Annotated in this window: 16 protein-coding genes; 13 read left to right on the top strand and 3 right to left on the bottom strand. The window is 64.5% G+C overall.

Annotation, left to right across the window (positions count from 1 at the left end):
• Positions 1-24 precede the first annotated feature (24 nt).
• Genes ASB57_RS15250 through ASB57_RS15260 form a run of 3 tightly spaced genes read left to right on the top strand, consistent with a single transcriptional unit; the run spans position 25 to position 3,615 of the window.
• Positions 25-1,044, top strand: a complete 1,020-nt coding sequence (locus ASB57_RS15250; protein ID WP_057652993.1) for a TRAP transporter substrate-binding protein — start codon at positions 25-27, stop codon at positions 1,042-1,044.
• Positions 1,041-2,912, top strand: coding sequence for a TRAP transporter large permease subunit (locus tag ASB57_RS15255; protein ID WP_057652994.1), 1,872 nt, complete (start codon positions 1,041-1,043; stop codon positions 2,910-2,912). The genes ASB57_RS15250 and ASB57_RS15255 overlap by 4 nt, the downstream gene beginning before the upstream one ends.
• Positions 2,913-2,919: 7 nt before the next feature.
• Entirely contained in the window at positions 2,920-3,615 is a 696-nt protein-coding gene (locus ASB57_RS15260) for a hypothetical protein (RefSeq protein ID WP_057652995.1), read from the top strand.
• Here the strand turns inward: ASB57_RS15260 and aroQ are convergent.
• Positions 3,612-4,052, bottom strand: coding sequence for a type II 3-dehydroquinate dehydratase (gene aroQ / locus ASB57_RS15265; RefSeq protein WP_057652996.1), 441 nt, complete (start codon positions 4,050-4,052; stop codon positions 3,612-3,614). The genes ASB57_RS15260 and aroQ overlap by 4 nt on opposite strands.
• Positions 4,053-4,084: 32 nt before the next feature.
• The gene (locus ASB57_RS15270; RefSeq protein ID WP_197424722.1) at positions 4,085-5,443 is read right to left on the bottom strand and encodes an MFS transporter; all 1,359 of its coding nucleotides are present in this window, start codon (positions 5,441-5,443) and stop codon (positions 4,085-4,087) included.
• 248 nt (positions 5,444-5,691) lie between these two features.
• On the opposite strand from ASB57_RS15270, the gene ASB57_RS15275 reads away from it, so the two are divergent.
• Entirely contained in the window at positions 5,692-6,474 is a 783-nt protein-coding gene (locus tag ASB57_RS15275) for an IclR family transcriptional regulator (protein WP_057652998.1), read from the top strand.
• Between the two features lie 47 nt (positions 6,475-6,521).
• On the opposite strand, the gene ASB57_RS15280 is transcribed toward ASB57_RS15275, so the two are convergent.
• On the bottom strand, positions 6,522-7,496 hold the full coding sequence (locus ASB57_RS15280; protein WP_057652999.1) for a LysR substrate-binding domain-containing protein: 975 nt from the start codon (positions 7,494-7,496) through the stop codon (positions 6,522-6,524).
• Between the two features lie 109 nt (positions 7,497-7,605).
• On the opposite strand from ASB57_RS15280, the gene pcaH reads away from it, so the two are divergent.
• The 9 genes from pcaH (at position 7,606) to ASB57_RS15325 (ending at position 17,332) form a co-directional block, all read left to right on the top strand.
• Positions 7,606-8,307 carry a protocatechuate 3,4-dioxygenase subunit beta gene (gene pcaH / locus ASB57_RS15285; RefSeq protein ID WP_057653000.1) on the top strand — a complete coding sequence of 234 codons (702 nt, stop codon included), beginning with the start codon at positions 7,606-7,608 and terminating at the stop codon, positions 8,305-8,307.
• 4 nt (positions 8,308-8,311) lie between these two features.
• Entirely contained in the window at positions 8,312-8,884 is a 573-nt protein-coding gene (gene pcaG / locus ASB57_RS15290; RefSeq protein ID WP_057653001.1) for a protocatechuate 3,4-dioxygenase subunit alpha, read from the top strand.
• A gap of 17 nt (positions 8,885-8,901) precedes the next feature.
• Positions 8,902-10,359: a 3-carboxy-cis,cis-muconate cycloisomerase gene (locus ASB57_RS15295; RefSeq protein WP_082621621.1), complete on the top strand. Its 1,458-nt coding sequence runs from the start codon at positions 8,902-8,904 to the stop codon at positions 10,357-10,359.
• Positions 10,340-10,750 (top strand): 4-carboxymuconolactone decarboxylase, encoded by a 411-nt coding sequence (gene pcaC / locus ASB57_RS15300; RefSeq protein ID WP_231755152.1) that lies wholly within the window; start codon positions 10,340-10,342, stop codon positions 10,748-10,750. The genes ASB57_RS15295 and pcaC overlap by 20 nt, the downstream gene beginning before the upstream one ends.
• Before the next feature lie 90 nt (positions 10,751-10,840).
• The gene (gene gorA, locus ASB57_RS15305) at positions 10,841-12,190 is read left to right on the top strand and encodes a glutathione-disulfide reductase (RefSeq protein ID WP_057653004.1); all 1,350 of its coding nucleotides are present in this window, start codon (positions 10,841-10,843) and stop codon (positions 12,188-12,190) included.
• A 521-nt stretch (positions 12,191-12,711) separates the two neighbouring features.
• A complete protein-coding gene (locus ASB57_RS15310; RefSeq protein ID WP_082621622.1) occupies positions 12,712-13,236 on the top strand; it encodes a spore coat U domain-containing protein in 525 nt (174 codons plus the stop codon).
• A gap of 1 nt (position 13,237) precedes the next feature.
• Positions 13,238-13,981 (top strand): molecular chaperone, encoded by a 744-nt coding sequence (locus ASB57_RS15315; protein WP_231755153.1) that lies wholly within the window; start codon positions 13,238-13,240, stop codon positions 13,979-13,981.
• A gap of 13 nt (positions 13,982-13,994) precedes the next feature.
• Positions 13,995-16,343, top strand: coding sequence for a fimbria/pilus outer membrane usher protein (locus ASB57_RS15320; protein ID WP_057653005.1), 2,349 nt, complete (start codon positions 13,995-13,997; stop codon positions 16,341-16,343).
• The gene (locus ASB57_RS15325) at positions 16,343-17,332 is read left to right on the top strand and encodes a spore coat U domain-containing protein (protein ID WP_057653006.1); all 990 of its coding nucleotides are present in this window, start codon (positions 16,343-16,345) and stop codon (positions 17,330-17,332) included. The genes ASB57_RS15320 and ASB57_RS15325 overlap by 1 nt, the downstream gene beginning before the upstream one ends.
• Positions 17,333-17,375 lie beyond the last annotated feature (43 nt).

The following is a 17,375-nucleotide window of genomic DNA, read 5'->3' on the forward strand; positions in this document are numbered from 1 at the left end:
AATATACCGATAACGGAGACAACCATGACCAGACTGACCACCCGCCGCAATGTGCTCGGCGCGCTGGCTGCCGCCCCTGTTTTGAGCTTGCCCTTCATGTCCCGCGCCCGTGCGGCGGAGTACGTGTTCAAGGTGGCACACCCGCTGGCTGCCAACCATCCGACCAATCTGCGCCTGCAACAGGCCGCTGACCGCATCGCCAAGGACACCGACGGCCGCATTGAATTGCGGCTGTTCCCCAACAACCAGCTTGGTGGTGAAGTCGATCTGCTGAATCAGGTGCGATCCGGCGCCGTGGAAATGTTCGTCGTCGGCGGCTTGATCGCCTCCAGCGTCATTCCCATGGCCGCCTTGGACGGTGTCGGGTTCGTGTTCAAGGATGCGGGCGCGGTGATGAAGGGCATGGACGGCGACCTGGGGGCCTTGATCCGCAACTCGCTCAAGCAAGCCAATCTGTACGCGCCGGCCACCGTGTGGGACTACGGCTTCCGTCAGGTGACCGCTTCCACGCGCGTCATCAAGAACGTCGACGACATCGCCGGCATGAAGATCCGCGTGCCGGGCGCGGCTGCCTATGTGGACTTGTTCAAGGCCCTGGGCGCGGCGCCCACCAGCATCCAGTTCAACGAGGTCTATCCTGCCCTGCAAACGAAGATCGTCGATGGCCAGGAAAATCCCCTGGGCGTCATCGTGACATCCAAGTTCTACGAAGTGCAGAAGTACTGCTCCCTCACCAACCACATCTGGCAAGGCAACTGGGTGCTGATCAACGGCCGTGTCTGGCGCAACTTGCCCGGCAATCTGCAGGAGATCGTCGAAAAACGCCTGAACGAGGCCGGGTTGGCACAACGCCAGGACCTGGCCGGCCAGGAGCAATCGTATAAGGACGCCATCGCCAAGGGCGGCGTCGCCTTCAACACGGTAGACGTCGACTCCTTCCGCAAGAAGCTGACGGCGTCGGGCTACTACAAAGATGCGCGCAAGAAGTTTGGCGATGCTGCGTGGGAGGTACTCGAGCAGGCCGCGGGCGGAGAGCTGGCATGAGTGCGGCACCCGCGCCGCAAGCCGCGGCCGCGCGAGCACCCTGGCCCTGGCTGGAGAAGGTCGACACGAGCTTGGGGCGCATCGTGGATCTTGCGGCTGCCAGCCTTATCGTAGCCGAGGTCTGCCTGCTGTTCGCGGGGGTCGTGGCCCGCTACGCCTTACATAGCCCCATCGTCTGGTCAGATGAACTGGCCGGCAGCCTGTTCCTCTGGCTGGGCATGTTGGGGGCCGCGATCGCGCTGCGGCGCGGCGAACACCTGGCCTTCAGCGCGCTGAGCCGCAACGCCAGGCCCGCGGTGCAGGTCATGCTGCGCGCGACCGTGATGGCCGTGGTGCTTGGCACCTTGTGCCTGCTGCTCAAGCCCGCGCGGGAATACGTCGAAGACGAATCCTTCGCCGTGCTGCCCAACCTGGGCGTGCCCGCGAGTTGGCGCGTCTTCGGCATCGAGCTGGGCGTGGCGCTGCTGTTGGTGACGGTGCTGTTGCAGGCGGCCAGGACGCGATTGTTATTGCCGACCGTCGCCGCCACGCTGGCGCTGGCCGTGGTCGGCGCGGGCTTGTGGGCGGTCGCGCCCTGGCTCCTCAAGATCGGCAATCTGAACCTTTTCGTGTTCTTCGTCCTGATTGTTGGCGTGGCCATCTTCATCGGGGTACCCATCGGGTTTTCGTTTGGCATCGCCACGCTGAGCTATCTGGCCCTGACGACCACCACGCCGATGAGCGTCGTGGTCAATCGGCTGGACCAGGGCATGTCGCAACCGCTGCTGCTGGCCATTCCGCTGTTTATCTTCCTGGGGCTGCTGATCGACGTCACCGGGTTCGCCAAAGCCATCATCGCCTTTCTCGCGGCCTTGCTGGGTTTCGTGCGCGGCGGGCTCTATTACGTCTTGCTGGTGGCCATGCTGCTGGTCTCGGGCATCTCGGGGTCCAAGGTAGCCGACATGGCAGCAATCGCGCCCGGCCTGTTCCCTGAAATGCGCCGGCGCGGCGCCAAGGATGGCGATCTGGTCGCCTTGCTGGCAAGCTCCGCCGCCATGGCCGATACGATACCGCCCAGCATCGTGCTGATCACCTTGGGATCGGTGACGGGCATTTCCATCGCCAGCCTCTTCGCGGCAGGACTGCTGCCCGCTTTGTTGCTCGCCGTATTCCTGGCGGCGCTGACCTTCGTGCGCGCCCGCGCCGAGCCGCCCCCCGCAGAAGCCCGGCCCGATTGGCGGGCAATCCGTGGCAAGTTCGTCGCCGCCCTGCCGGCCATCGCCCTGCCCTTCGTCATCCGCTGGGCCGTGGTGGAAGGTGTCGCCACGGCTACGGAGGTATCGACCATCGGCATCGTGTACGCGCTGGTGGTCAGCATGTTGATCTACCGTCCCGTGCAGTGGCAGCGCTTCTATCCCGCTCTGGTCGAGACCGCCGCATTGTCCGGCGCCATCCTGTTCGTCATCGGCACTGCCACGGCGATGGCCTGGGCGCTGACGCAGTCGGGCTTCTCCAGCGACCTGGCGCGTGCCATGACCGAACTGTCCGGCGGCCCCTACGGCTTTCTGGCAATCACCGTAGTGGTGTTTCTGCTGCTCGGCAACATCCTGGAAGGGATACCCGCGATTCTGCTGTTCGCGCCCTTGCTACTGCCCGTGGCGCATACCTTCGGCATCAATGACGTGCACTACGCCATGGTCGTGGTGGTCGCCATGAGCATCGGGCTGTTCGCGCCGCCATTCGGCATCGGCTTCTACGCGGCCTGCGCCATCGGCAAGGTGACACCCGACGGCGTCGTGCGCCACATGTGGCGTTATCTGGCGGTACTGGTTCTAGGCTTGATCGTGATAGCCGCCGTTCCGGCGATTTCAACGATCTTCATCAAGTGAAACGGATATGGCTCTATTAGGCAAAGCAGCACTGGCCATGTGGTGGGACATGGCCCCAGCGATGAAGTCGGAGTTCGAGGACTGGCACACGCATGAACATTTCCCTGAACGCCTGAGCGTGCCCGGTTTTTTGCGCAGCTCGCGATGGACGGACGCCCACGGGGGACCCGGAGTATTCGTCATCTATGAACTGGACTCGCACGGCGTCCTGTCATCCCCGGCATATCTAGCTCGGCTAAACGATCCGACCCCATGGTCGCGCAAACTCATGCCCTACCACGATGGAATGGTGCGCAGCCAGTCGCACACGCTGATTACGCGCGGGGATATCACGGGCAGATATGCCGTGACGCTCCGGCTGGACCTGCAAAACCCAGAGGCCTTGGCCGACCTGCGCGACGGTCTGCAGGACACGTTGATACGGCTGCCTGAACACGCTGGCATTATTGGCGCACACCTGCTCGCGCATGAAACACCGGCTATAGCGCGGACCACGGAGCAGGTCATACGCGGCACACCCGACCGGACCGCGGACGTCGTCGTCGTATTGGTAGGGTACGAGCAAGCCCCACTACACGCTGCGCTGGCTCGGGATCTTAGTGAGGCTACCTTGCGGTCACTGGGTGCGTTGGGCTCGGTGCAGACCGGGACGTATTCCTTGTCCCATTCTGCCTTGTCCGAGTCAGCGCTGCCGCCGGGCTAATCCCGCAACTGCTGCGCGATCGCTCGCAGAGCCAAGGTATATCCCTGCGCGCCCAATCCCGCGATCACGCCAGTCGCGGTGGTCGAAATCATCGAATGGCGATGATATTCGTCGCGCTTGTGGATATTGGATATATGCACCTCGATCAAGGGTTGGTCCAACAGTTTGCAAGCGTCTAAAACGGGTACGGAAAAGAAAGACAGGCCGGCGGGATTGAGAACGACGCCCGCATTTGCTTCAAAAGCCTCTTGCAGCCACTCTACCATCACCGACTCGCTGTTCGTTTGGCGAAAATTACAGCGCAGCCCGAGTTCTTCAGCCATCGACGTGACCTGGGATTCGATTTCTGCGAGCGTCGTGTGCCCATAGATATCGGGCTCGCGTCTGCCAAGCATGTTGAGGTTTGGGCCATTCAGGACATAAACAAGCTTGCTCATGATCTTCTTCACTATAAGGAGGGGAATTCGGCTCAGCGGCTTCTGCCGAGGTGCGTGCCAGGGCGGCCGTTGCTGGTCGGCGTCACGCCGTCATCGCTCGTCAGTCGCGTTGACGAATCGGTGCGGTTCATATCGATACCGCGCGTCTCCGGCCCCCACAAAATAGCAATCAAAGAGATGACGTTCAGGGTCGCGACCAAGGCCACCACGGCCCACGGCGACCCATTGCTGATGCTCAGCAACCAGACCGCCACCATGGGCATGGGCCCGCCGGTCAACAGATTCGCGCCGGTATAGGCCAAGGCCGAGCCCGAATAGCGGACATTGGTTGGAAAGGCTTCAGCGAACGCCACGGGCTGGATGCCGCTTTGATACTGCGTAAAGCCCAGGAAGAGGCCCATGATCATCAGCATGGGCACGAAGCTCTTGGTATCCAGCACCGAGAAATACACCAGCGAAATCAGTAGCGTCGCCACTGAGCCGATGGCCAGCGCCTTCTTGCGGCCAATACGGTCACTTAGCGTGCCGCCCAGCAGGGCACCGAAAATCGCGAATACGTTGGCCCCCATCAGCAACATGAAAGCGTCCTGCTTGGGCACGGCCAGGGTCTTGGTGATATAGCTCAGCGAGAACACCACGATCAGATAAAACAAGGCGGCCGGCCCGCAGAAGAACAGCATCCACCGGATGAGCGGCTTGTAGTGGAAACGCACTGCGTCGCGCAGGGGATTGCTTACCTTCACCACATTGGTCGAGCGCTTCATCTCGACGAACGCCGGCGTCTCGTGGACCTTCAGCCTAATGTAGACACCCACGATTACCAGCAGGAAACTGGCCAGAAAAGGCACGCGCCAGCCCCAGGCCTCGAATGCGTCCGCGGAAAGCGACGCGGACAGCCCGAACAGCACGGCGTTAGCGACGATCTGGCTCACCGGCGAACAGATGCCCAGCAGACCCGAGTACTTGCCGCGTCGGTCGGCGGCCGCATGCTCGATCGCCATCAACTGGCCACCGGTGGATTCGCCGCCCAGCGCGAACCCTTGCACGATGCGCAGCAGCACCAACAGGATAGGCGCCCAGACGCCGATCTGGGCGTAGGTAGGCAAAAGGCCCATCAGGAAGGAGGACACTCCCATTACGGATACCGTTGCCAGCATCAGATTGCGGCGGCCGAATTTGTCGCCGAGGGAGCCGCAGACGACGGCCCCCAAGGGCCGCGCCGCCAAGCCCACGCCGAAGGTGGCCAGCGACGCCAGCAAGGCCGACGTCGGGTCCATGGCAGGGAAGAACAGTTTAGGCAGCACCGTGGCGGCCAGCGCGCCATACAAGGCGAAGTCCGTCCATTCCAGCGCCGTGCCGATGGTCGCCGCCGCGACTGCGCGGGTCTGCATGGCACTGTCGCTGCCTTGGGTCGATAGGTGTTCCCTCATTGGGGAACTCATTGATGATTGATTCATTCCTGTCTCCTTTCCTGTCATTGGTGTTTTGTTATCGGCACCCGGCGCGGCCAAGGTTGGTCGGTGCGCAGGTGATCGGTGCGTGGGACCGGCGGAGAGAATCTTAATGACCGCTTTGGAACCCTGTTCCGAAGTGGAATCGCGTGCCACAATGCGAAAAAACCGAGAACAAGGAGACCTTCATGAGCGGTGTCATGGAGCGCACGCTGGCCATCCTGGAGCTGTTGGCCGGCCAAGTCGGCGGCACCCCGCTGGCCTTCATCGCCGACGAATTGGACATCCCCCGCAGCGCCTGCCATCGCCTGCTTACGGATCTCAAGGCGCATGGCTATGTGCGCCAATTGCGCGAGCATGGCGACTATGTGTTGACCACCAAGCTGGTCGGGCTGGGCCTGAGCTTCCTCAGCACGTCGGGCATTGTCGACATGGCGCAGACGTGCCTGGACCGGCTGGCGGAAACATCGGGGGAACTGGTCCGCATGGCCCTGGTCGATGGCGACCGCATCACCTGGGTGGCGAAGGCACAGGGCGCCATCATGGGGCTGAAATACGATCCGGACATGGGCATGGACACCAAGCTGTCCTGTTCGGCCACGGGCCACGCGTGGATGATGACCATGACCGACGAACGCGCGGTGGAACTGGTCAGCCGGCAAGGGTTTGGCCTGCCCAAGGATTTCGGGCCGGCCGCGCCGACGACGATCAACGGTCTGCTGGCTTTCCTGCATGCAGCGCGCAAGCGTGGGTACGCGACCATCGTCGAGGTCTTCGCGCCCGGCATGACGGCCATGGCAGCGCCCATCATGCGCAAAGGATATCCGGCAACCGGGGTGCTTAGCGTGGCCGGGCCGCTGGTTCGACTGGATGAAAAGCGAATGGCTGCACTGGGACCAGCGTTATTGGCCGCGGCGGCGGAGCTGGCAGCCGCCAGCCACGCTTCGCCCCTGTTTGAACGGTTCAAGTAGGGGAAGAACAAGCCAGCCGCGCCGCTGCAGCACAGCATGAGCGCTGGTCACGCGTTCCCCTCGCCCGCTTCGCGCGCCGTGCCGGCGATCGCACGGACCTCGCGCGCGAAGGCTTCGGCCGACATGTCCAAGGCACGATCAGCCCGCCGCAGCAGGCCGATCGGCTCTTCCGTACCCTGCGTCGCGATGGGCAAAATCGCCAGCACGCCTTCATTGGCCAGCCGCCTGATGGCCGACGTCGGCGCCGCCCAGATGCTATCCGTCGTGCGCGCCAGCAGGCTCCCAAGATAAGCATCGGCCGTCTCCAGGCAGCCCTGGGGCAAGGACAGGCCGTGCCGCGCCAACAGGCTTTCCAGGCTGTGCCGCGGAATGGAGCCCTGCGCCGGAATCACCAGCGGCCATCTCAGCGCCTCGGTTAAACCGGCGCTTGCCCGCGTCAACGGGTGCCCGCTCCTGACCGCGAACAGCAGCGGCTCCGGCCCCAGCGACTCGAACCACAGCCCCTCCATCGCGGCCGGGTCGTCCATGCGGCCCAAGACCAGATCGAAGACATCCGCCTTCAGGCTGTCGATCAACATGCGGTTCATATCGGAACGCACGGTCAGGCCAACATCTGGATAGCGCTGCCGGAACGCCTTCACCACATCGAATAACAAGGCCGGAACGATACTGGGCAATGCGCCGATGCGCACGCATGCGACGGCCCGCCCTGCCGTTCCTGTCACGCTTTCCGAGGCCGCATCGAGCCCTTCCATGATACGCAGTGCATGCCGAAGAAAGCGCATGCCGTCCGCGGTGAGCGAGGTGCCGGCGCGTTGGCGCGTCATCAGGCGGACACTCACCATATCCTCCAACTCCGTGAGCGTCTTGGATACCGCGGGTTGGGTCAGGCCCAACTGGGCACCCGCGCGGCCAAGGTGGCCCGTCTGCGCCACGATCACGAAGCATTGGAGATGACGGAGGCGCACGCGCGAGCGAAAGAATTCACCGGATTCGTCTCCAACCTGCCGCCCGTTTTTCATAATTAAATTTCATCTAATTGGCGCGAAAACTCAATTTACATGAATTATTAAGCCCCTCATAGTCACGCAGCGAACCGCAATCCAATAACAACCTACGGAGACATATGCGATGACGCGCCCGGCCCAATATCGCCGTCCTTACTGGGACACCCAGCCCAAATACCGTTTCGATCCCTATGGTTCGACCCACTTCCGCTCGCCCCAACAGCCGCTGATCGTCCTGCCGCAATCGCTGTCCGAGGTCACCGGACCGGGCGTGGACACCACCTTCGTGCAAAGCGGCGATAACGACCTGACCGTCGGACGCGGCGGTGATCCCATCGGCGAACGCATCCTGGTCAGCGGCCGGGTGCTCGACGAAAACGGCCGCCCGGTTCCGCACGCGCTGATCGAAATCTGGCAAGCCAACGCCGCCGGCCGCTACCTGCACAAACTCGACCAGCACGATGCACCGCTCGATCCGTACTTTTCCGGCGAAGGCCGCGTGGTGACGGACGACCAGGGCCGCTATCAATTCAAGACCATCAAGCCGGGCGCGTATCCCTGGCGCAATCACTACAACGGCTGGCGCCCGCAACACATTCACTTTTCCCTGTTCGGCCGCGCCTATGCGACGCGGCTGGTCACCCAGATGTATTTTCCGGGCGACCCCCTGCTGGCCTACGACCCGATCTTCAACTGTGTGCCGGACGCCAAGGCACGCGATCGATTGGTCGCCAGCTTCGACTGGGAAACCACGCGGCCCGACCATGCGCTCGGCTACCGTTTCGATATCGTGTTGCGCGGCCGCGATGCCACGCCGATGGAGTGAGAACATGCTATACGCCACCGCATCCCAAACCGTCGGTCCTTATCTGCACATCGGCCTGGAAGACCGCTATTGCGAGGATCTCACCAGCAACGCCGCCGAGTTGCACGCGCGCCGCATCGTGATCGAAGGCCGTGTACTGGATGGACTGGGCGCGCCCGTGCCGGACGGCATGGTGGAAATCTGGCAGGCCAATCCACATGGCCGCTACGATCATCCGGACGACGCGCGCGAGAGCCTGCCTTTGATCAGGGGCTTCACCGGCTTCGGCCGCGTTCCCACCGGCCCGGACGGCTCGTTCCGCTTCGTCACCGTGAAGCCGGGCTCGGTGCCCGACGTGCATGGCGCGGCGCAGGCGCCGCACATCCTGGTCTCGGTATTCATGCGCGGCCTGCTCAAGCATGTCGCGACCCGCATGTACTTCCCCGATGAGACGGCGGCGAATGCCAGCGACGACGTGTTGCGCCAGGTGCCGGCCGAGCGGCGCAAGACGCTGATCGCGCGCCAGGGGGATGACCAGATCCTGCGCTGGGACATCGTGCTGCAAGGCGCGGGCGAGACCGTCTTCTTCGATATCTGAGTCAAGAGGGAAATCCCATGTCCTGGTCCCCAGGCTCAGGCCTTACCGCCCCCATGTTCGGCAGTCCCGCAGTCCTGGAGATTTTTTCGCCCCGGGGCTATATCCACCGCATGCTCGCCGTCGAAGCGGCGCTGGCGCGTGCCGAAGCGCGTTGCGGGGTCATCCCCGCCACGGCGGCCACACGAATCTCGGCAGTCTGCGCAATGGCCGGCACGGCCGCGGGCCAGGGCTCGATCGCCCTGGAGGCCTTGGCTGAAGGCGCGATCGCCGGCGGCAACCTGGCCATCCCGTTCGTCAAGCAACTCACCGCCCTCGTCGCTGAGCAGGATGCGCAAGCCGCGCGCTATGTCCACTGGGGCGCCACCAGCCAGGACATCCTCGATACGGCGCTGGTACTGCAATTGGTCGACGCGCTGCACATCGCACACCGCCAATTGTTGCAACTGGCAGATGACTGCGCCGTCCTGGCCCGCCGCCATCGGGATACGGTGATGGTGGCGCGCACCTGGCAACAGCATGCACTGCCGACGACCTTCGGCTTGAAAGCGGCCGGCTGGCTCGACGCCTTGCGCCGCGACCTGACCCGCCTGGCCGACACGCGCCGTCGCGTACGCACGCTACAGTTCGGCGGCGCCGCCGGCACCTTGGCCAGCCTGGGCAGGCAGGCACCGGACGTGGTCGCCTGCCTGGCTGACGAACTTTTCTTGTCCCCGCCAGCGTTGCCCTGGCACACCCATCGGGACCGGCTGGTCGAAGTCGCCAGCACCCTGGGCATGCTGTGCGGGACGCTGGGCAAGATAGCGCGGGATGTTTCCCTGATGATGCAGACCGAGGTGGCCGAGGTCGCGGAACCGGTCGCGGCAGGACGCGGAGGCTCCAGCACCATGCCCCATAAGCGCAATCCCGTGGGCTGCGCTGCCGTGCTGACGGTCGCCACGCGCGTGCCGGGGCTGGTGGCAACGATGTTTGCCGCGATGCCGCAGGAGCATGAACGGGCATTGGGCGGCTGGCAGGCGGAATGGGACACGCTGCCCCAGATCGTGACCCTGACGGCTGGCGCCTTGCGGCAAATGGGCGAAGTCGCCGCGGGCTTGCAGGTGGACGCGGCGCGGATGCGCGCCAATGTCGACATCACCGGTGGGCTGATCCTGGGCGAAGCCTATATGTTGGCCCTGGGCGATCGCCTGGGCCGGCTGCCGGCGCACCACCTTGTGGAACAGGCGTCGCGCACCGCCGCGGCGACCGGCGTGACACTGAGGCAGGCCCTGCAGGATCGCCTTGCTGAAGATCCGGCACTGGCCGGGCTGCTGGATGCGGCGACCCTGGATAGCCTGAGCGACCCCGGACGCTACACTGGTCAGGCTGCGCATTTCGTCGATGCGGCGCTGGCGGAATGGGAAGCCGCGCGCGCGAACGTGGATGCGGTGTGCGACCAAAATTCCTATGGAGACTGCCTTGCCCACCCCCAAGAATGATGACGAACGCTATGAAGCCGGGCTGCAGGTGCGCCGCGACGTGCTCGGTGCCGAACACGTGGACCGGTCGCTGCAACGCCTGACGCCGGTGAACGAGGAATTCCAGAATCTGATCACCCGCTATGCCTGGGGCGAGATCTGGACCCGCGAAGGCCTGCCGCGCCATACGCGCAGCCTGCTGACGATAGGGCTGATGGTGGCGCTGAACCGCGGCGAGGAATTGAAGCTGCATCTGCGCGCGGCCCGCAACAACGGCGTCTCCCGCGACGAGATCAAGGAAGTGCTGCTGCAGACCGCGATCTATTGCGGCGTGCCGGCCGCCAATTCCGCCTTCCATGCGGCGGAGGAGATATTCGCCGCACAAGACGCGCAGGAATCCGGGGCCGGATAGACTGGAAATGCGATACTCAGCACGTTGCGGCCGGCGGGGATGACAGGCTCCCCCGCGCCGGGAGTATCCATTTATTCAAGGTGTCTATCGATGAAGCACTACGACTACATCGCCATCGGCGGTGGCAGCGGCGGCATCGCCTCGGTCAACCGGGCGGCCTCGTATGGAAAGAAATGCGCGCTGATCGAGGCGAAGGAACTCGGCGGCACGTGCGTCAACGTGGGCTGCGTACCGAAGAAGGTGATGTGGCACGCGGCGCAGATCGCCGAGGCGATCCATCATTACGGCCCGGACTACGGCTTTGACACCAAGGTCGAACACTTCGATTGGGCCCGCCTGATCGAAAACCGGACCGCGTACATCCATCGCATCCACACGTCCTACGAAAGCGGCCTGAGCCGCAACAAGGTGGATGTGCTCCGCGGCTACGCCCGCTTCGTCGACGCCCACACCATCGAGGTCGACGGCGAACGCATTACCGCCGACCACATCCTGATCGCCACCGGTACCCAGCCGGCCTGGCCGGACATCCCGGGCGCCGACCTGGGCATGGATTCGGATGGCTTTTTCGACCTGCCTGCCCTGCCCGCGCGCACCGCCGTGGTGGGCGCCGGCTACATTGCCGTCGAAGTGGCCGGCGTGCTGCACGCTTTGGGATCGGAGACCCATTTGTTCGTGCGCAAGGAATCCGCCTTGCGCAATTTCGATCCCATGTTGCGGGACACCTTGATGGAGGTGATGGACGCCGCGGGCCCCACGGTCCATCGCCATGCGGTGCCCAAGGCCGTGGTGAAGAACGCCGATGGCAGCCTGACGCTGCAATTGGAAGATGGCGAAACGTGTGTCGTCGACTGCATCGTCTGGGCCATCGGCCGCGTGCCCGACACCAGCGGCCTGAACCTGGAGGCCACCGGCGTGCGCGTCGACGGCCGCGGCTACATCGAATCCGACAAGTATGAGCGGACCAATGTGCCGCATATCTACGCGGTGGGTGATGTCACCGGCAAGATCGAATTGACACCCGTCGCGGTGGCGGCCGGCCGGCGCCTGTCGGAAAGATTGTTCAACAACAAGCCGGACGAGCATCTGAATTACGAGAACGTGCCCACGGTGGTGTTCAGCCATCCGCCCATCGGTACGGTGGGCCTGACCGAGCCGCAGGCCCGCGCGCGGCACGGCAATGACCAGGTCAAGGTATACCAGTCCGGCTTCACGGCCATGTACACCGCGGTGACGAAGCATCGCCAGCCGGCGCGCATGAAACTGGTGTGCGTGGGACCGGAAGAACGCATCGTCGGCATCCATGGGATCGGCTACGGGATGGACGAGATCCTGCAAGGTTTCGCGGTGGCGTTAAAGATGGGGGCCACCAAGAAGGATTTCGACGACACGGTGGCGATACACCCGACGGCGTCGGAAGAGTTCGTCACGATGCGATAGAGCGGCACCCTGGCGGGCAGCTGCTTTTTTGGGCCCCTGCCTGACGGCAGGGGCCCTTTGCATGGTCGGTCAGCGGCCGCCAGCGCAGGGCGGTCGGGTAGCCCCCGGCAGGGTTTGGGCCACTCCCGGGATGCCCCCTCCGCGAAAGGCGGCTACGCTTGGCCCCATGCTGGGAAGGGCCCCGCCCTCCCCAGCCCTCTTACCGCTGCTGTATTTCCACACAATTTTGCGAACAAACTCATACCCGCCAAGTAAGTTTGTAACCAATACCTGCTCATCAACCGCCGAGCAATGTCGGAGAGTTGCAAGAATTCGACGGAAATACCCAATTTAGAGTTACATAGATAGACATACTATTACATGCCCCGGGAATCTTCTTAGTCACCCTAGTAACACTGCGTAGGCGAACGGACTACTCCACACGCGCGAACCTGGAGTAGGCCCGGGCCGTCATGCAAAGGTATCCGCAAACCCTCGCGCGGCAGTAATCCGTCGCATCAAGGATGGCTGGGGAAGAGACTATGAAATACGTACAACGCGTTTCCGCCGCCGCATTCGCGGCCTTGCTCACTGCCGCACCTATCCAAAGCTACGCGGCGGTCTATTCCAACGGCACCAACACGGCCACGTTCCTCGTCACCCTGACGATCACGGCCAACTGCACCATCGCCGCGAACCCGCTGGCCTTCGGCTCGTCAGGCGTGCTGGCCACCGCCGTCAACCAGCAGACCACCCTGGCGGTGACCTGCACCAACACCACGCCCTACAACATCGGGCTGGACGCCGGCACGGTGACGGGCTCGACGGTGGCCGCGCGCCTGCTGGCCGGTACCGCCACCGGCAATACCGGCACCACGGTGGCCTATCAGCTGTATCAGGACGCGGGCCGCACCACGATCTGGGGCAACACCCAGAGCACCAATACCGTGGCCGGCACCGGCTCGGGCGCCGCCCAGACCCTGACCGTATATGGTCAGGTCGCCGCCCAGAACACACCGCGGCCGGACACTTACCAGAGCACGGTCACCGCGACGGTATTCTTCTAGCGTGTTGCGCTCTTCCCGATCAGGATGGACGCGAGGACTCGCCTGCCTGCTGCTGTGCGCGGCGGGCGCGCTGACGGTCGCGCGTGCCGCCAGCCTGCAGATCACGCCGGTCACGGTCAATCTGCGGCCGGACGAATCAGCCACCGCCATCACCCTCAGCAACGACGGCACCGAACCCATCTATGGGCAGGTGCGGGTGTTCCGCTGGGATCAGGCCAATGGCGACGACGCCCTGCTGCCGACGCAGGACATGGTCGCCAGCCCGCCTCTGATCCAGATGGCGCCGGGCTCGCGCCAGATCATCCGTCTGCTGCGCACGGGCCCGCAGGCCCCCCAGGCGGAACAGAGCTTCCGCGTGTTGATCGACGAAATCGCGCCGCCCGACCTCGGCGCGCAATCCGGCGTCACGGTGCGGCTGCGCTATTCCGTGCCCATTTTCATCACGCCAGGCGCGATCACCCCGCCCAAGATGACCTGGACGGTGCAGCGCGTCGGCGGGCAATGGGTATTGGAGGCCCGCAACGACGGTGGCCTGCGCGCCCAGGTCGCCGCCGTGCAACTGATCTCCGGCGACCGCGTGTATGACATCAATAAAGGACTGCTCGGCTACGCCCTGGCCGGCCGCACGCGTCGTTGGCAACTGTCGCTGCCCCCCGACGCGACATTGCGGGCACCGCTCAAACTGCGCGCCCGCATCAACGCCAATCCCGCCGAGGCCGCCGTGACCCTGTCGCCGGCGCCATGAAGGCGGGGGGCGCATGGCGGGCCGCTTACGCGAAAGGACACTGCAGGGACTTGCGGCCACCTGCGCCTGCGTGACGACTCTGGCGGCGCACGCACAGGTCAGCGCGCCGCCGCAGCGTCCCGGCAGCGCGACGGCGGCGTCGCATGAGGTTTACCTGACTGTGAGTTTCAACGGAGATGCAACCACGCTGATCTCCCGCTTCATAGAAACCGGCGGACGCCTCTACGCGTCGCGCAAGGACCTGATGGACCTGGGCGTGTCGGCGGCCGGCCTGCCGGCGGGCGCGCCGGACATGGATGTGCCGCTGGACCGCATCAACGGCCTGACCTATCGCTACGACGCCGGGCAACAGTCCGTCGACCTGCGCCTGCCCGACCGCCTGCGCCGCCCCTACGACGTCGATACGCGCGGTTTGCAACCGACGCCACCGGCCAGTTCCGGCCGCGGCCTGCTGATCAACTACGACGCCTATGCGCAGACCCAGGGCCGCGACAGCCTGGCGCTGTGGACCGAGGAACGCTACTTTTCGCCGTCGGGCGTCATCTCCAATACGGGGATCGGCTATCTGTACGGGCCGCAGCGCAAATACGTCCGCTACGACTCCTCGTGGAGCCGATCCGACCCCACGACCCTGCGCACCACGCAGGTCGGCGACATGATCACGTCGTCACTGGACTGGTCTCGCTCCATCCGCCTGGGCGGCCTGCAATGGCGCCGCAACTTCGCCCTGCGGCCGGACCTGGTGACCTTCCCGCTGCCCACCCTGGGCGGCAGCGCGGTGGTGCCATCGGCCGTGGACGTCTACATCAACAACGTGCGCCAGTATTCCGGCAACGTGCCGAGCGGGCCTTTCGTGGTGAACAGCGTGCCGGGCATCACGGGCGCCGGCACCGCCAGCGTCGTCACGCGCGACGCGCTGGGGCGGCCGGTGCAGACCACGCTGCCTATCTACATCGATTCGCGCATGCTGTCCGCCGGCCTGTCCAGCTATTCCGCGGAATTCGGCTTCCTGCGCCGCAACTATGGCCTGACATCCTTCGACTACGACCGCTCCCCCGCCGGCAGCGGCTCGCTGCGCTACGGCATCAGCGACGCGCTGACCCTGGAGGCGCACACCGAGGCCAGCTCCGGTGTCTACAACGCCGGCGGCGGCGCGCTGGTGCGCCTGGGCTCGGGCGGGGTGATCAACGGCTCACTGGCCGGCAGCACCGGACGCAACACCGGCATGCAGGCCGGCGTGGGGTATCAATACATCCGCCCCGACTTCTCGCTGGACGCGCGCAGCACCCGCAAGTTCGGCAACTACGGCGACCTGGCCGCCGCCGACGGCACGCCGGTAGCCGACAGCGATGACCGCATCACCCTGGCGGTGCCCTTGGGCAAGCGTCAGACCGTGGCTTTGAGCTTTCTGAACGTGGCCTACCCCGGCGTCGACAAGTCGCACGTAGGGTCGGTCGCCTATTCGTATAACGCGGGCTATCAGATCACCTTCAACGTCAATGCCTACAAAGACTTCGGCCGGGGCAACACCAATGGCGTGTTCTTCAGCGTCAGCATCGGCCTGGGCGATGGCCGCTCCGGCAGCGCGTCGGTGGGCCGCCAGAACGGCGACAGCACCTACAACGTGGGCGCGGTGCAGACCCCGGATTACGGCGGCGGCTGGGGCTGGGGTTTGCAGAAGGGCAGGAACGGGCCGTCCGATTACAACCAGGGCTGGGGCCAATATCTGGGCCGTTACGGCCAGGCCACCGCCACGGCCCAGAGCTACGGCGGCGAAAGCAGCGTGGCGCTGGACCTGAACGGCAGCGTGGTGCTGATGGACGGCCACGTCGAGCCGTCCCGCCAGATCTACGACGGCTTCACCCTGGTGTCCACCGACGGTGTCGGCGGCGTGCCGGTCTTGAGCCAGAACCGCGTGATCGGCAACACCAGCAGCGGCGGCTACCTGCTGGTGCCGAACCTGAATTCTTACCAACATAACCAGGTGGGCATAGACAGCCTGAAACTTCCGCCCGATGCACGCATCGAATCCACTGAACAGGATGTGGTGCCGCAGGCCTTGTCCGGCGTGGTGACGCGTTTCGGGCTGACCCGCTACTCGGCCGCGTCCATCGTGCTGCACGATGCCGCCGGCAAGCCCCTGCCGGTCGGCACGCGCGTGCAGCACGTGGAAGGCAACAGCAATACCATCGTGGGCTATGACGGCATTACCTTCGTCGACGGGCTGGCCCCGCACAACACGCTATCGATATCGAACGACAAGATGCAGTGCACCGTAACCTTCGACTATCAACGCCCGCAGGACGGCTCCCTGCCGACGCTGGGACCCTATACCTGCGCGGCCGCGGGCGGAGGACGGTGATGGGACGCCGCTGTTTGCTCGCGTTGACGCTGTTGCTGGCATTTTTTGCGTGCGTACCGGCCGCGCAGGCGCAGACCTGCTCCGCGGCGATGACACCGTTGGCGATCAACAGCGTCAGTCCCGTGCGCGGCACCAGCTATACCGGCAGCGCGACGCTGACCGTGACCTGCACCTGGGGGCTTATCAATCTGGCGCCCAATGCGCAGGTCTGCGTGAATTTGGGCACCGGGACGAACTCGACCAGCCAGAATCCGCGCACGCTGGGCAACGGGAGCAACCGGCTGCAATACCGCATCGCCGGCAATGCCGGCTACAGCCCCCTGTGGGGTTCGACCGCGACGTCGACCACACCGATATCGCTGGTGCTGACCCAACCAGCGCTGGGCACCACCGCATCGGCCAACATCACCATCAACGCGCAGACGCTGGCCAGCCAGTTCACCGTGCCCACGGTCGGCGACGCGGCCACCACCTATACCGAGAGCTTCGCTGGTGTCGCCACCCTTGCCTATTCCTACTATCTGCTGGGGTCACCGCCGGCGTGCTCCACCTTGACGCCGCAGACCACGTTCACGCCGACCATCACCGCATCGGTGATCAACGATTGCCTGATCAGCGCGAACACCATGAATTTCGGGACAACGGGCTTGATCACGGCGGAACGGCGCACCACCAGCCTGCTGACCGTCCAGTGCACCAACAACGCCTCGTACCGGATCGCGCTCAATGGCGGGTCGAACGGTACCGTGACCGCGCGCAATATGCTGCGGTCGGGCGGCACGGCGACGCAGGTCATTCCCTATCAGCTTTATACGGATTCGGGATATTCCATTCCGTGGGGGGACGGCACGGCGGGCACGGCCATGTACAGCGCGATCGGCAACGGACTCGCGCAACCGGTCACGGTATATGGACGCGTGGCGCCACAAGCGACCGGGCCCGTGCCCGGCACGTATAACGACACCGTGCAGGCGACGATTTATTTTTGACGCTGTGGGTTGATGCCGGATTGTTGGCGGTCCGGCGGTCCGC

Origin of the sequence: Bordetella sp. N, from assembly GCF_001433395.1 — a bacterium.
Lineage (GTDB): Bacteria > Pseudomonadota > Gammaproteobacteria > Burkholderiales > Burkholderiaceae_B > Bordetella_C.